Origin of the sequence: Clostridium sp. LS (assembly GCF_002760435.1) — a bacterium.
Taxonomy (GTDB): Bacteria; Bacillota; Clostridia; order Clostridiales; family Clostridiaceae; genus Clostridium.
The window spans coordinates 21537-35818 of the sequence record NZ_AUUU01000012.1 but is presented as its reverse complement, the minus strand read 5'-3'; the positions used below and the strand labels follow the sequence as shown (position 1 = coordinate 35818).

Sequence of the window (14282 nt, the reverse complement as noted above, 5' to 3'; positions counted from 1 at the left end):
TCAGAGAAGGTGGAAGAACTGTAGGTTCTGGAGTTGTTACTAGCATAGTAGAATAATTCAAATTATTATTTGAATTTTAATAAATAAAAGCAAGGGAATTATTCCTTGCTTTTATTTTATGAAAAATAATAGATTTAGTTTATAGTTAAATATATAATAATCTATAAATAAATAATTCTCATAAGTATAGCCGACATATAAAAAATAATTAATATAAAAACAATCTTTGAAATAAATGGAAGAAATGATCGATAAAATATTGTATAAAAAAAGTTAAGAAAATGTAAAAAAAAGCTTGAAAAGACAATATAACAATAGTATAATGAAGAAGTTGCATAGCATACAGCGAAGATTCAAGAGGTTGCCGGACTTCCGGGTAATTCTTGATGAGTAAGTTTGGATCTAGAATCCGACGGCAGGGATTAGGTAAGTTGTTGGAGTGTTGCGAAACACCTGGAACAGTTTACAGAACAATCGCTGTTGTGCGTTAGAAGTAAAACGTACATAAAAAGGAGGGAAATGAAATGTCAAAGCAAAAAATAAGAATTAGATTAAAGGCTTTTGATCACACAATATTAGATCAATCAGCTGAAAAAATTGTTGAAACTGCAAAAACAACAGGTGCTAAGGTTGTAGGTCCAGTACCTCTACCAACTGAAAAAGATGTTGTTACAATATTAAGAGCAGTTCATAAGTACAAAGATTCAAGAGAACAATTTGAGATAAGAACTCATAAGAGATTAATCGATATTGTTAATCCATCACCTAAAACTGTTGATGCATTAATGAGATTAAATCTTCCAGCAGGTGTTGATATAGAAATCAAACTATAATACTGGAAATAATATAAAAAAACGGCTAGTTATGATTGTTGACAGTCCGCTAATTAGTTTGGGAGGTGTAAATACATGAAAAAAGCTATAATTGGTAAGAAAATTGGGATGACACAAATCTTTGATGAAAAAGGTAAGGTGATTCCTGTAACTGTAGTAGAAGCTGGCCCATGTGTTGTTGTTCAAAAGAAAACATTAGAAAATGATGGTTATGAAGCAATACAAGTTGGTTTTGATGAAATAAGAGAAAAATTAGCTAACAAACCAAGAAAAGGTCACTTTGCTAAAGCTGGAGCTACTTTAAGAAGAACTCTTAAAGAATTTAGACTTGACGATATTAATCAATATGAAGTTGGTAGCGAAATAAAAGCTGATGTATTTGAAGCAGGTGAAAAAGTTGATGTATCTGCAGTATCTAAGGGAAAGGGTTTCCAAGGAGCTATCAAGAGATGGAATCAACAAAGAGGGCCTATGACTCATGGTTCTAAGTTCCATAGAGCACCAGGTTCAATGGGAGCTTCATCAGATCCATCAAGAACATTCAAGAATAAGAGAATGCCAGGACATATGGGATCTGTTAATACAACAGTGCTTAATTTAGAAGTTGTTAAAGTAATAGCTGAGAAGAATTTAATACTAATTAAGGGTGGAATCCCAGGACCTAATAAAGGTACAGTAGTAATTAAAAATACAGTTAGAGCTTAATTTCTTTGAAGAAAGGAGGAAGTAGAATGCCTACAGTAGGAGTATTTAATAAAGAAGGAAATAAAGTTGCAGATATGGAGTTAAATGAAAGCGTATTTGCAGCGGAAATTAACGAATATGCATTACATCAAGTAGTAGTAGCATTATTAGCTAACAAGAGACAAGGAACTCAATCAACTAAAACTAGATCTGAAGTTAGAGGAGGCGGAATTAAGCCTTGGAGACAAAAGGGTACTGGAAGAGCAAGACAAGGTTCTATCAGATCACCACAATGGATCAAAGGTGGTATTGTATTCGCACCAAAGCCAAGAGACTATAGAGTTTCTGTTCCAAAGAGTATGAGAAAGGTTGCTATGAAATCTGCTTTAACAAGCAAAGTTCAAGATAATCAAATGATAGTTCTTGATTCATTAAATTTCGAAGCACCAAAAACTAAGAACATAGTAGAAATGTTAAAAGCTTTAGAAGCTAATAAAGCATTAATTATAACAGCAGAATCAAATGAAGTTGTTTATAAATCAGCAAGAAACATTCAAGGAATAAGTGTTATTCCTGCAAATAACATCAATGTATATGATTTATTAAAGTATGAAAAATTAATCATAACAAAAGATGCTGTATCAAAAATTGAGGAGGTGTACGCATAATGAAATTAACAAGCCATGATATAATAAGAAAGCCTATCATAACTGAAAAAAGTATGGCGTCTATGGCCGAAAAAAGGTACACTTTCATAGTTCATGTTGATGCTAACAAATCTCAAATAAAGAGAGCTGTGGAAGAAGTATTCAACGTTAAGGTTGAATCTGTTAACACAATAAACGGTTTAGGTAAAACTAAAAGAATGGGCGTACATGTAGGTAAGAGACCAGATTATAAAAAAGCTATTGTTACATTAACTGAAGAAAGCAATGGAATTGAATTCTTCGAAGGAATGCAATAATAGTACAATAAAGCCATTATTGGTGATAAGCGCCAGAGAAGCTTGAAGAAGGAGGGAATTTTAAATGGCAGTTAAAAAGTTTAACCCTATTACTCCAGCGAGAAGACAAATGACTATGCCAACTTTTGAAGAAATAACTTCACAAGAACCAGAAAAGTCACTTCTTGTTGCATTAAAGAGTAAAGCAGGTAGAAATGCTCAAGGTAAAATTACTGTTAGACATCGTGGTGGCGGTGTTAAAAGAAAATACAGAATAATAGATTTCAAAAGAAATAAAGATGAAGTTCCAGCAAAGGTTGCAACTATAGAATATGATCCAAACAGATCAGCATATATTGCACTTGTTGTATATACTGATGGAGAAAAGAGATATATCCTTGCACCAGCAGGATTAAATGTTGGTGATATAGTTGAATCAGGAGTTAATGCTGATATTAAACCAGGTAATGCTCTTCCATTAAAGAATATACCAGTAGGTACATTCATTCATAATGTAGAACTACAAAGAGGTAAAGGTGGTCAATTAGTTAGAGCAGCAGGTGGATCAGCTCAATTAATGGCTAAAGAAGGAGATTATGCAACTCTAAGATTACCATCAGGTGAAATGAGATATGTAAGAATCGAATGTAGAGCTACAATTGGAACACTTTCAAATGCAACAAACGATATCGTTAATATCGGTAAAGCAGGTAGAAAGAGACATATGGGATGGAGACCAACAGTTAGAGGATCTGTAATGAACCCTAATGATCACCCTCACGGTGGTGGTGAAGGTAAATCTCCAGTTGGTAGACCAAGTCCAGTGACACCATGGGGTAAACCAGCACTTGGATACAAAACTAGAAAGACTAAGAAATATTCAGATAAATTCATTGTTAAAGATAGAAGAGCTAAGTAGTTTGAGGAGAATAGTAAGTTCTCTTCAAAGCTTAGGGCTTAGTGTTTAGGAAGGGAGGCATATTAGTGAGTAGATCAACAAAGAAAGCGCCTTTTGTTCATGAAGGACTTTTTAAGAAGATAGAAGAAATGAATAGCAACGGAGATAAAAAGGTTATAAAAACTTGGTCAAGAAGTTCAACAATCTTTCCACAATTCATAGGTCACACAATTGCTGTTCATGATGGAAGAAAGCACGTACCAGTATATATATCAGAAGATATGGTTGGCCATAAGTTAGGTGAATTTGTATTAACTAGAACTTATAAAGGTCATGACGATAAAACATCAAAAAGATAGCCTGGAAAGGAGGATCATAAATGGAAGCTAGAGCTATAGCAAAATATGTTAGAATGTCTCCAACAAAAGTAGGAGTGATTCTTGATTTAATAAGAGGAAAACAAGTTAATGAAGCTTTTGCTATTTTACAATATACTCCAAGAGAAGCAGCAGTAGTGATAAATAAAGTTTTAAAATCAGCAGTTGCTAACGCAGAAAATAATTTGGAATTAAACGCTGATAACTTATACGTTTCAGAGTGTTTTGTTGGTCAAGGATCAACATTAAAGAGATTCCAACCTCATGCTCAAGGTAGAGCGTTCAAAATCTTGAAGAAAACAAGTAACATAACAGTAGTTGTTAAAGAAAGAGCTTAATAGATAAAAGGAGGGAAAAGCAAGTGGGTCAAAAAGTAAATCCTCATGGCCTTAGGGTAGGAGTTATCAAAGGATGGGATGCAAAATGGTATGCTAATAAGAAAAATTTTGCTGACAATCTTGTAGAAGATAACAAGATTAGAAAATTTGTTAAAAAAGAACTTTTTGCAGCAGGTATTTCTAAAGTTGAAATTGAAAGAGCTGCTAAGAGAGTTAAATTAAACATACACACTGCTAAACCAGGTGTTATCATAGGAAAAGGTGGAGCAGGAATTGAAACATTAAAGAATAGCTTAACTCAATTTGTTGAAGGTAAGAATATCTTAATAAATATAGTTGAAGTTAAAAGTGCAGAAGCTGATGCTCAATTAATGGCTGAAAATATTGCTGCACAATTAGAAAAAAGAATTTCATTCAGAAGAGCTATGAAGCAAACAATGCAAAGAGCTATGAAGCATGGAATAAAAGGTGTAAAAACTGCATGTTCTGGTAGATTGGGTGGAGCTGAAATAGCAAGAACTGAACACTATCATGAAGGAACAATTCCACTACAAACATTAAGAGCTGACATTGACTATGGATTTGCTGAAGCAGATACAACATATGGAAAAATCGGAGTTAAGGTTTGGGTTTATAATGGAGAAGTTCTTCCAACTAAGAAAGTAGAAAAGGAAGAGGCTAACGCATAGGAAAGGAGGAATAGATCATGTTAATGCCTAAAAGGGTAAAACATCGTAAGGTGCAACGTGGTAGAATGAAAGGTAAGGCAACAAGAGGTAATTTCTTAGCTTATGGAGATTACGGAATCCAAGCGCTAACTTGTGGATGGATTACAAGTAATCAAATTGAATCTGCCAGAATTGCTATCAATAGATACATTAAAAGAGGTGGAAAACTTTGGATAAAGATTTTCCCAGATAAGCCAGTTACAGAAAAACCAGCTGAAACAAGAATGGGTTCAGGTAAAGGATCACCAGAATATTGGGTTGCAGTAGTTAAGCCGGGCAGAGTACTATTTGAGTTATCAGGAGTACCAGAAGAAACTGCAAGAGAAGCAATGAGACTTGCTTCACATAAACTTCCTGTAAAAACAAAATTTGTTTCAAAAAGAGATTTTGAGGAAATGGGTGGTGAAGAATAATGAAGGCTAGAGAATTAAAAGAATTGAAATCAAGCAATCCTCAAGATTTAGCAGTAAAATTGGGTGATCTTAAAGCGGAATTATTTAATTTAAGATTTCAATTAGCTACAGGACAATTAGAAAATCCAATGAGAATAAGAGAAGTTAAGAAGTCTATAGCCCAAATAAAAACCATCTTAAGAGAAGAAGAATTAAAAGCATTGGAACAATAAAAGTTGGAAGGAGGTAAGCCCTAATGGAAAGAGCATTAAGAAAGAAAAGAATTGGTAGGGTTGTTTCTGATAAAATGGAAAAGACTATTGTAGTAGCTGTTGAAACTAAAGTTAGACATCCATTATATGGAAAGACAGTTAATAGAACTACAAAGTTTAAAGTACATGATGAAAATAATGAAGCTAAAATTAATGATAGAGTTTCAATAATGGAAACTAGACCTTTATCTAAAGATAAGAGATGGAGACTTGTTGAAATAGTTGAAAAAGCAAAATAAGCTTTAAAACTGAAAGGAGGGTAATTTAATGATACAACAACAAACCTTATTAAAGGTTGCAGATAATTCAGGTGCAAAGGAAATTATGTGTATCAGAGTCTTAGGCGGATCTAAAAGAAAGTTTGGTAATATCGGTGATGTTATAGTAGCTAGCGTTAAAAGTGCAACACCAGGTGGAGTTGTTAAAAAAGGTGATGTTGTAAAGGCAGTTGTAGTTAGATCAGTAAGAGGCGTAAGAAGAACAGATGGTTCATACATTAAATTTGACGAAAACGCAGCAGTTATAATTAAAGACGATAAACAACCAAGAGGAACTCGTATCTTTGGACCTGTTGCTAGGGAGCTAAGAGATAAAGAATTTACTAAAATTTTATCATTAGCACCAGAAGTTCTATAAGAGGAGGTGGCCAACTTGAAGATACATGTAAGAAAGAATGATACAGTTATTGTTATATCAGGAAAAGATAAAGGCAAGACTGGAGAAGTGTTAAGAGCATATCCAAAGACAGGAAAAGTTCTTGTTCAAGGAGTTAATATAGTAAAGAAACATCAAAAGGCTAATAAGGGTCAAGTTGAAAGCGCTATAATTGAAAAAGAAGCAGCAATCAGCAGCTCAAAAGTTATGTTATATTGTAACAAATGTAAGAATGCAACTAGAATCCAAAATGAGATTTTAGCTGACGGCACTAAAGTTAGAAAATGTAAGAAGTGTGGAGAAACATTCTAAACTTTGAAAGGAGGTAACTAATATGACAAGACTTCAAGAAAAATATCAAAAAGAAGTAATTCCAGCTATGATTGAAAAGTTCGGATACAAAAATGTAATGGAAGTTCCTAAGCTAGAGAAAATTGTTATAAACATGGGAGTTGGAGAAGCTAAAGAGAACCAAAAAGTTCTAGAATCAGCAGTTAACGATCTAACTTTAATTGCAGGTCAAAAGCCTGTATTAACAAGAGCAAAAAAATCTGTAGCTAACTTTAAAATTAGAGAAAATATGCCTTTAGGATGCAAAGTTACTCTAAGAAAAGCTAATATGTTTGAATTTGCAGATAAGCTAATGAGTATTGCATTACCAAGAGTTAGAGATTTCAGAGGAGTTTCTAGTAAGGCTTTTGATGGTAGAGGAAACTATTCATTAGGAATCAAAGAACAACTAATATTCCCAGAAATAGAATATGATAAGATAGATAAAGTTAGAGGAATGGATATAATCTTCGTTACTACAGCTAACACTGACGAAGAAGCTAGGGAATTATTAAGATTCCTTGGAATGCCATTCGCTCAATAATAAGGAGGGAAACACATTGGCACGTAAGGCTATTATTGAAAAGTGGAGCAAAACTCCTAAATTTAAAACTCAAGCTTATACAAGATGCAGAATATGTGGAAGACCACATGCTGTACTAAGAAAATATGGAGTATGCCGTATTTGTTTTAGAGAACTTGCTTATAAGGGCGAAATTCCAGGTTGTAGAAAAGCAAGTTGGTAGTATATATGATGTAACGAAAGGAGGCACATTAAATGGTTATGACAGATCCTATAGCAGATTTATTAACTCGTGTAAGAAATGCTAATGCTGTAAGACATGAAGTGGTAGAGGTACCTTCTTCTAACGTAAAGAAGGAAATTGCAAATATATTATTACAAGAGGGTTATATAAAAGAAATTAATGAATATAACGACGGAGTTGTTCCAATGTTAAGATTATCTCTTAAGTATGGAGCAAATAAAGAAAGAGTTATAACTGGTATTAAGAGAATTTCTAAACCAGGATTAAGAGTATATTGTAAAAAAGATGAAGTACCAAAGGTTCTTAATGGATTAGGTATTGCTGTTGTTTCAACTTCAAATGGAATAATGGTAGATAGAGAAGCTAGAAAGAACGGTTTAGGTGGAGAAGTAATCTGCTACGTTTGGTAAGATTTCAGATAAATTAGACTAAATAAAATTGTGGGAAAATGCAATTTTAAAATAATATAGGAGGTGCAATTATGTCAAGAGTAGGTAGATTACCAATAGCTATCCCTTCTGATGTAACTGTTACTGTAACACCAGACAACGTTGTTACAGTTAAGGGACCAAAAGGCGAACTAGTTAAAGCTATGCATAATGATATTAGTATAGCAGTTGAAAACAATGAAGTAATTGTTACTAGACATAGTGAACAAAAAGATCACAGAGCTCTTCACGGTTTAACAAGAGCATTAATTAATAACATGGTAATTGGAGTAAAACAAGGCTACCAAAAAACATTAGATTTAGTTGGTGTTGGTTATAGAGCTCAATTACAAGGAAAGAAACTTGTAATGAACCTTGGATATTCACATCCAGTTGAAATTGAACCTATTGACGGAATCACATTTGAAACTCCAGCTGCAACTAAAGTAGTAGTAAGCGGAATCGATAAGGAAAAAGTTGGATTTGCTGCAGCAGATATCAGAAAGTGGAGAGTACCAGAACCATATAAGGGTAAAGGTATTAAATATGATAATGAAGTGATCAGACGTAAAGAAGGTAAGACTGGTAAGAAATAATAGAAAGGAGTGAGTTTTATGTTCAAGAAGGTAGACAAAAAAGCAAGTAGAGAAAAACGTCACCTTAGAGTTCGTAAAAAAGTTTTTGGTACTGCGGAAAGACCAAGACTTTCAGTTTTTAAGAGTGAAAAGAATATTTATGCACAAGTTATTGATGATATAAACGGAGTTACACTAGTAGCTGCTTCAAGTTTAGATAAAGACTTCGCTGCTAAAGGTGGAAATAAAGAAGGCGCTAAACTAGTTGGAGAAGTTATTGCTAAAAGAGCTATAGAAAAAGGAATTGATGCAGTGGTATTTGATAGAGGCGGATACATATATCACGGAAGAATTCAAGAATTAGCACAAGCAGCTAGAGAAGCAGGCTTGAAATTCTAATATACAAGGAGGGAAATAAATGAGAATCGATCCTAGTACACTAGACCTTAAAGAAAAGGTTGTTTTTATAAACAGGGTTACTAAGGTTGTTAAGGGTGGTAGAAACTTCAGATTCAGCGCTCTAGTTGTTGTCGGAGACGAAAACGGACACGTTGGTGTTGGAATGGGTAAGTCAATCGAAATCCCAGAAGCAATTAAAAAAGGAATAGAAGACGCTAAGAAAAACTTAGTAAGTGTTGCAATGGTAGGAACTACAATTCCTCACCAAGTTAATGGTAAATTTGGAACAGCAAATGTTTTAATTATGCCAGCTAAAGAAGGTACAGGAGTTATCGCTGGAGGTCCAGCAAGAGCTGTACTTGAATTAGCAGGATTAAAGGATGTTAGAGCTAAATCATTAGGTTCAAACAATCCTAACAACATGGTAAATGCTACAATAAACGGATTAGCTAGTTTAAGAACAGCAGAGGATATTGCTAGATTAAGAGGCAAATCTGTAGAAGAAATATTAGGTTAGGAGGTATTGCAATGGCTAAATTAAGAGTTACATTAGTAAAGAGCTTAATAGGTAGAAAAAAGGACCATATCGCTACTGCAAATGCTCTTGGACTTAAAAAAATAGGAAAAACAGTAGAACCTGAGGCAACACCTCAAGTACAAGGTATGATAAAAAAGATTGAATATCTATTAAAAGTTGAAGAAGTATAAAAATAAGGAGGTGCACTGAATATGAAACTTCACGAATTAAAACCAGCAGAAGGTAGCAAAAAAGCACCTAAAAGAATTGGTAGAGGTACTGGTTCTGGCTTAGGAAGAAATGCTGGTAAAGGTGAAAAAGGTCAAAATGCAAGATCAGGCGGTGGTGTAAGACCTGGTTTTGAAGGAGGTCAAATGCCTTTATATAGAAGACTTCCTAAGAGAGGGTTTACAAACATTTTTGCAAAGAAGTATGTTAGCATAAATCTTGACAGATTAAATATCTTTGAAAATGGTACAGAAATTACTCCAGAAGTATTACTTGAAAGAAGAGTAGTAAGTAAAGTATTAGATGGAGTAAAAATTCTTGGAAACGGAACATTAGATAAAAGCTTAACGGTTAAAGGATGTAAGTTCTCTAAGTCTGCTATAGAAAAGATTGAGGCAGCTGGGGGAAAAGTTGAGGTGATGTAAAGTGCTTCAAACTCTACGTAATGCATTCAAAGTTCCTGAGATTAGAAAAAGGATTTTGTGGACGATATTACTAGTTGCAGTTTTCAGGATGGGAAGTCATGTTCCTCTTCCTGGAATTAACTCTGATTATTTGAGCAAATTATCTCAATCAGGAGGACTATTAGGATTTTACGACATGCTTTCTGGAGGTGCGTTTAGCAGATCTAGTATTTTAGCATTAGGAGTAATGCCGTATATTAATGCATCAATTATAATTCAATTATTAACTGTTGCAATACCTCAACTAGAACAACTTTCGAAAGAAGGAGACACTGGTAGAAAAAAAATACAAAATGCAACTCGTTACGTATCCCTTGGGATTGCATTCATATTAGCTTACGGAATTTATGCAACAATTTCAAGCAGTGGTGCAACAGTTGGATTAAATTCAATTCAAAAGGTTATTGTAGTTTTTGCATTAGTGGTTGGAACAACATTCTGTATGTGGTTGGGAGATCAACTTACAGTTAAAGGTATAGGAAATGGAACATCAGTATTGATATTTGTTAATATAATTTCAAGAGTTCCAACAACAATAGCTTCAATGATGACACTTCAACAAGCAGGAAGTGCAAGCATTATAGAAATTGTATTGTTCGGAGTGTTTATTGTATTGTTACTTGCTACTATATTATATTTCTCTTTATCAGAAAGAAGAATACCTGTGCAATATGCTGGTAAATTTGCTTCTGGTAATAGTAATATGGTTAAGGCGCAATCAGCAACGCATATTCCATTGAGTATAATTGGATCAGCTGTTCTTGCTATTATATTTTCTATGTCAGTAATGGATTTTCCGAAGACAATTGCTACGTTATTTGGTGGAATTGGTGAAAGTCAAAAAGAGTGGGCAAAATGGATATTAAGTAATCCTACATCTGTATTTAATCAAAAAAGTTGGATGTATGTAGTACTATATGCAATACTCACAATATTCTTTAATTGGTTTTATATGCAGATTACTTTTAAGCCAGATGAGATGTCCGAGAATTTGCATAAATCAGCAGGTTTTGTGCCAGGTGTAAGGCCAGGAGAAGAAACTACTGTATATTTTGAAAGAGTTCTTAGCAGATTAGCTTTCATTGGAGGAATATTAGCCGCTATTTTAGCCGTTACTCCAGTATTGATACAAAATTATACACAATTCCAAAATATAGCTTTTTCAGGAACAGGATTATTAATTGTTATAAATGTTGCATTAGATTTTACAAGAAAAGTAGAATCACAAATGGTAGTAAGGCACTATAAAGGATTCCTTAAATAGATTAGAATAGATGGAGATGAAGCTAGTGAAGATAGTATTGCTAGGTCCTCCTGGAGCTGGAAAGGGAACACAGGCTAAATCAATCAGTAATAAATATTCAATACCACATATTTCTACAGGAGATATTTTTAGAAAGAACATTTCTGAAAACACTCCTTTAGGAATAGAAGCAAAAGGTTATATAGATAACGGACAGCTAGTTCCTGATGAGGTAACTATAAATATGGTTAAGGATAGGTTACAACAGGATGATTGTAACACTGGATATTTGTTAGATGGATTTCCTAGAACTGTGGCTCAAGCTGAGGCTCTTAACAGTTTTCTTACGGAGAGAGGCGAACAATTAGATACTGCGTTATTAATAAAAGTACCTAACGAATTTATCTTAGAGAGAATGACTGGTAGAAGAGTGTGTCCATCATGTGGAGCTAGTTATCATATAAAATTTAATCCTCCAACTAATGAAGGAAAGTGTGATTTGTGCGGAAGTGAAGTTATACAAAGGAAAGATGATACAGTTGAGACTGTTAAGGAAAGACTTGATGTATACCAACGAGAAACACAACCACTAATTGAGTTTTATAGTGAAAAACAGTTGCTTTCAGAAGTAGATGGCACAAAAGCTATTAATGAAGTTTTCAGAGGGATATGTGAAATGTTGGGGAACAATGAATAATGATTATCATAAAGAATCATGATGAAATAGCCATAATGAGAAAAGCAGGTAGAATATTAGGAGAAACATTGCTATTGCTTGAAAAAGAGGTAAAACCCGGGATAACAACTGCAAATTTGGATAGAATAGCAGAAGAATTTATAACTAAGCATGGAGCAAAACCTTCATTTAAAGGCTTATATGGTTTTCCTTCGTCACTATGTATTTCAGTAAATGAGCAAGTAATACATGGATTTCCAGGAGAATACGTTCTTAAAGAAGGGGATATAGTTAGTATCGATTGTGGAGCATTTTATGATGGATTTCACGGTGATGCTGCAAGGACCTTTCCGGTTGGAAATATTTCAGTAGAAGCTCAAAAATTAATTGATATAACAAGAGAAAGTTTTTTTCATGGTATAAAGTTTGCCAGAGAAGGAAATAAATTAACTGATATATCACATGGGATACAAAGCTACGTAGAAGCAGCAGGTTTCTCAGTTGTAAGAGATTTTGTAGGGCATGGGATTGGTCGAAAGGTTCACGAAGATCCTAATGTACCTAATTTCGGAAAGTCTGGTAGAGGTCCAAAATTAGTTGAAGGTATGGTATTAGCAATTGAACCTATGGTTAATGCAGGTACTTACAAGGTAAAAACACTAAAAGATGGATGGACAGTTGTAACAGCAGATGCTTCTTTGTCAGCGCATTATGAAAATACAGTTGCAATTTTATCAGATGGGCCTGAAATATTAACACTGATTAAGTAGAAAAAAGAGTGTTGCTTAGTTATAAATTTGCATAATACCGTTGTGGTAGTGTTAATTTATACTAAGGTAATCATAGAGGTGAAAAATTTGCAAAACAATGACTTGATTGGAAAAGTAGTACTTTCGAAAGCAGGAAGAGATAAAGATCACTTATATGTTGTTGTTAGGCAGATAGATAATAATTATGTATTACTAGCTAATGGAAATACAAAATTAATTAATATGCCTAAGAAGAAGAAGATTAAACACTTAAGTATTTTAGAAGATATAGATGAAGAATTATTATCATCAATACAATCATGCGATAAGAGTACTGATTTAAAGATTAAGAGATTCCTAAAGCTTAGAGGCATTGTTAAGGAGGGTTGATTACCTTATGTCAAAAGATGATGTTATAGAAATGCAAGGTACGGTCCTAGAATCTTTACCAAATGCTATGTTTCAAGTTGAGCTTGAAAGTGGTCATAAGATTTTAGCACACATATCAGGTAAGTTAAGAATGAACTTCATAAGAATTTTACCAGGGGATAAAGTTACAGTAGAACTTTCACCTTATGATTTAACTAGAGGTAGAATTACATGGAGAGCAAAATAAAGTAGATCTAACTAACATTTAATCTACTACAAAAGTAATATGAGGAGGGTTAGCTATGAAAGTAAGACCATCAGTTAAGCCTATTTGTGAAAAGTGCAAAGTAATCAGAAGAAAAGGAAAAGTAATGGTAATCTGTGAAAATCCTAAGCACAAGCAAAAGCAAGGCTAATGTCAAGTTACAATATTATTTACATTAAAATAAATGTAAATAATATTGACATTTCAGCAAAAGTCAAATATGATTATATAGTCGTTTAATTAATCAGAAATAAATTTTAGGGCGGCTGGCAATAGAAATTTTTTATTGACCTAAAATTTTATTATAAATATAAAATCAACTTTTATACATTTCAATTATCAGGAGGTGTAAATTTTAATGGCAAGAATATCAGGTATTGATCTACCAAGAGAAAAAAGAGTTGAAATAGGTTTAACTTATATATATGGAATAGGATTATCTACTTCACAAAAAATCTTAGCTGTAACAGGAATTAATCCAGATACAAGAGTTAAGGATTTATCAGAAGATGAAGTTAATGAAATCAGAACTTATATCAACAAGAATTTAATGGTTGAAGGTGACTTAAGAAGAGATGTCGCTTTAAATATTAAGAGATTAGTAGAAATAGGATCATACAGAGGAATTAGACATAGAAGAGGTCTTCCAGTAAGAGGACAAAAAACTAAGACTAATGCTAGAACTAGAAAAGGTCCTAAGAAGACAATAGCAAATAAGAAGAAATAGTAAGGAGGGAAGATAATGGCAGCTAAAGCAGTTAAAAAGACTAGAAGAAAAAAAGAAAGAAAAAATGTTGAGCATGGTGCTGCACACATTAAGTCAACTTTTAATAATTCAATAGTTACTTTAACAGATGCAGTGGGAAATGCTTTATCATGGTCAAGTGCAGGAGCATTAGGCTTTAGAGGATCAAGAAAGAGCACACCATTTGCAGCTCAAATGGCAGCAGAAACTGCAGCTAAAGTAGCAATGGAACATGGCTTAAAAAGTATAGAAGTTTATGTTAAAGGACCTGGTTCAGGAAGAGAAGCAGCTATAAGATCCTTACAAGCAGCAGGACTAGAAGTAACTTTAATAAAAGATGTTACTCCAATACCACATAATGGTTGTAGACCACCAAAGAGAAGAAGAGTCTAATATAACCGTAGTAAT

General features: G+C 33.6%; 29 protein-coding genes. All 29 read left to right on the top strand.

The genetic code is table 11. The annotated features are described in order from the left end of the window. The first annotated feature begins 524 nt into the window (after positions 1–524). The 29 genes from rpsJ to rpsK all read left to right on the top strand — a co-directional run bounded on the left by rpsJ (position 525) and on the right by rpsK (position 14267). Positions 525–833, top strand: coding sequence for a 30S ribosomal protein S10 (gene rpsJ / locus COL3_RS03280; RefSeq protein ID WP_008426564.1), 309 nt, complete (start codon positions 525–527; stop codon positions 831–833). A 75-nt stretch (positions 834–908) separates the two neighbouring features. Then, positions 909–1538, top strand: a complete 630-nt coding sequence (gene rplC / locus COL3_RS03275) for a 50S ribosomal protein L3 (protein WP_008426565.1) — start codon at positions 909–911, stop codon at positions 1536–1538. 26 nt (positions 1539–1564) lie between these two features. Continuing rightward, positions 1565–2185, top strand: coding sequence for a 50S ribosomal protein L4 (gene rplD / locus COL3_RS03270; RefSeq protein WP_008426567.1), 621 nt, complete (start codon positions 1565–1567; stop codon positions 2183–2185). Next, positions 2185–2481, top strand: coding sequence for a 50S ribosomal protein L23 (rplW, locus tag COL3_RS03265; RefSeq protein WP_008426569.1), 297 nt, complete (start codon positions 2185–2187; stop codon positions 2479–2481). Before rplD ends, rplW begins: the two co-directional genes overlap by 1 nt. Positions 2482–2545: 64 nt before the next feature. After that, positions 2546–3379, top strand: coding sequence for a 50S ribosomal protein L2 (rplB, locus tag COL3_RS03260; RefSeq protein ID WP_008426572.1), 834 nt, complete (start codon positions 2546–2548; stop codon positions 3377–3379). Between the two features lie 65 nt (positions 3380–3444). Then, the gene (rpsS, locus tag COL3_RS03255) at positions 3445–3717 is read left to right on the top strand and encodes a 30S ribosomal protein S19 (protein ID WP_008426574.1); all 273 of its coding nucleotides are present in this window, start codon (positions 3445–3447) and stop codon (positions 3715–3717) included. Positions 3718–3737: 20 nt separating this feature from the next. Further along, a complete protein-coding gene (gene rplV, locus COL3_RS03250; RefSeq protein ID WP_008426576.1) occupies positions 3738–4073 on the top strand; it encodes a 50S ribosomal protein L22 in 336 nt (111 codons plus the stop codon). Between the two features lie 23 nt (positions 4074–4096). Then, positions 4097–4762: a 30S ribosomal protein S3 gene (rpsC, locus tag COL3_RS03245; RefSeq protein ID WP_008426578.1), complete on the top strand. Its 666-nt coding sequence runs from the start codon at positions 4097–4099 to the stop codon at positions 4760–4762. 17 nt (positions 4763–4779) lie between these two features. After that, complete coding sequence (rplP, locus tag COL3_RS03240; RefSeq protein ID WP_008426579.1) at positions 4780–5214, top strand: 50S ribosomal protein L16; 435 nt, start codon at positions 4780–4782, stop codon at positions 5212–5214. Further along, positions 5214–5426 (top strand): 50S ribosomal protein L29, encoded by a 213-nt coding sequence (gene rpmC / locus COL3_RS03235; RefSeq protein ID WP_008426581.1) that lies wholly within the window; start codon positions 5214–5216, stop codon positions 5424–5426. The genes rplP and rpmC overlap by 1 nt, the downstream gene beginning before the upstream one ends. 23 nt (positions 5427–5449) lie before the next feature. Further along, positions 5450–5704 (top strand): 30S ribosomal protein S17, encoded by a 255-nt coding sequence (gene rpsQ, locus COL3_RS03230; RefSeq protein ID WP_008426584.1) that lies wholly within the window; start codon positions 5450–5452, stop codon positions 5702–5704. Positions 5705–5732: 28 nt separating this feature from the next. After that, positions 5733–6101, top strand: a complete 369-nt coding sequence (rplN, locus tag COL3_RS03225; protein ID WP_008426586.1) for a 50S ribosomal protein L14 — start codon at positions 5733–5735, stop codon at positions 6099–6101. A 15-nt stretch (positions 6102–6116) separates the two neighbouring features. Beyond that, positions 6117–6431: a 50S ribosomal protein L24 gene (gene rplX, locus COL3_RS03220; protein ID WP_008426590.1), complete on the top strand. Its 315-nt coding sequence runs from the start codon at positions 6117–6119 to the stop codon at positions 6429–6431. Positions 6432–6453: 22 nt separating this feature from the next. After that, positions 6454–6993 (top strand): 50S ribosomal protein L5, encoded by a 540-nt coding sequence (gene rplE / locus COL3_RS03215; protein WP_008426593.1) that lies wholly within the window; start codon positions 6454–6456, stop codon positions 6991–6993. A gap of 16 nt (positions 6994–7009) precedes the next feature. Continuing rightward, positions 7010–7195 (top strand): type Z 30S ribosomal protein S14, encoded by a 186-nt coding sequence (locus tag COL3_RS03210; RefSeq protein ID WP_008426595.1) that lies wholly within the window; start codon positions 7010–7012, stop codon positions 7193–7195. A gap of 32 nt (positions 7196–7227) precedes the next feature. After that, complete coding sequence (rpsH, locus tag COL3_RS03205; protein ID WP_008426597.1) at positions 7228–7626, top strand: 30S ribosomal protein S8; 399 nt, start codon at positions 7228–7230, stop codon at positions 7624–7626. A 71-nt stretch (positions 7627–7697) separates the two neighbouring features. Beyond that, on the top strand, positions 7698–8240 hold the full coding sequence (gene rplF / locus COL3_RS03200) for a 50S ribosomal protein L6 (RefSeq protein ID WP_008426599.1): 543 nt from the start codon (positions 7698–7700) through the stop codon (positions 8238–8240). A gap of 18 nt (positions 8241–8258) precedes the next feature. Then, positions 8259–8618 (top strand): 50S ribosomal protein L18, encoded by a 360-nt coding sequence (gene rplR / locus COL3_RS03195; RefSeq protein ID WP_008426601.1) that lies wholly within the window; start codon positions 8259–8261, stop codon positions 8616–8618. Positions 8619–8637: 19 nt separating this feature from the next. Further along, positions 8638–9135, top strand: coding sequence for a 30S ribosomal protein S5 (gene rpsE, locus COL3_RS03190; protein ID WP_008426603.1), 498 nt, complete (start codon positions 8638–8640; stop codon positions 9133–9135). Positions 9136–9146: 11 nt separating this feature from the next. After that, positions 9147–9326, top strand: a complete 180-nt coding sequence (rpmD, locus tag COL3_RS03185) for a 50S ribosomal protein L30 (RefSeq protein WP_008426606.1) — start codon at positions 9147–9149, stop codon at positions 9324–9326. 21 nt (positions 9327–9347) lie between these two features. After that, a complete protein-coding gene (rplO, locus tag COL3_RS03180) occupies positions 9348–9788 on the top strand; it encodes a 50S ribosomal protein L15 (RefSeq protein WP_008426608.1) in 441 nt (146 codons plus the stop codon). A gap of 1 nt (position 9789) precedes the next feature. Further along, positions 9790–11091, top strand: coding sequence for a preprotein translocase subunit SecY (gene secY / locus COL3_RS03175; RefSeq protein ID WP_008426609.1), 1302 nt, complete (start codon positions 9790–9792; stop codon positions 11089–11091). A gap of 25 nt (positions 11092–11116) precedes the next feature. Continuing rightward, the gene (locus tag COL3_RS03170; protein ID WP_008426610.1) at positions 11117–11767 is read left to right on the top strand and encodes an adenylate kinase; all 651 of its coding nucleotides are present in this window, start codon (positions 11117–11119) and stop codon (positions 11765–11767) included. Further along, complete coding sequence (gene map, locus COL3_RS03165) at positions 11767–12516, top strand: type I methionyl aminopeptidase (RefSeq protein ID WP_008426611.1); 750 nt, start codon at positions 11767–11769, stop codon at positions 12514–12516. The genes COL3_RS03170 and map overlap by 1 nt, the downstream gene beginning before the upstream one ends. A gap of 87 nt (positions 12517–12603) precedes the next feature. After that, positions 12604–12885, top strand: coding sequence for a KOW domain-containing RNA-binding protein (locus COL3_RS03160; RefSeq protein ID WP_008426613.1), 282 nt, complete (start codon positions 12604–12606; stop codon positions 12883–12885). 7 nt (positions 12886–12892) lie between these two features. Further along, a complete protein-coding gene (gene infA / locus COL3_RS03155; RefSeq protein ID WP_002582630.1) occupies positions 12893–13111 on the top strand; it encodes a translation initiation factor IF-1 in 219 nt (72 codons plus the stop codon). 55 nt (positions 13112–13166) lie between these two features. Then, positions 13167–13280 (top strand): 50S ribosomal protein L36, encoded by a 114-nt coding sequence (gene rpmJ / locus COL3_RS03150; protein ID WP_003156543.1) that lies wholly within the window; start codon positions 13167–13169, stop codon positions 13278–13280. Between the two features lie 207 nt (positions 13281–13487). After that, positions 13488–13856 carry a 30S ribosomal protein S13 gene (gene rpsM, locus COL3_RS03145; protein ID WP_008426624.1) on the top strand — a complete coding sequence of 123 codons (369 nt, stop codon included), beginning with the start codon at positions 13488–13490 and terminating at the stop codon, positions 13854–13856. A 15-nt stretch (positions 13857–13871) separates the two neighbouring features. Continuing rightward, the gene (gene rpsK / locus COL3_RS03140; RefSeq protein ID WP_008426625.1) at positions 13872–14267 is read left to right on the top strand and encodes a 30S ribosomal protein S11; all 396 of its coding nucleotides are present in this window, start codon (positions 13872–13874) and stop codon (positions 14265–14267) included. Positions 14268–14282 lie beyond the last annotated feature (15 nt).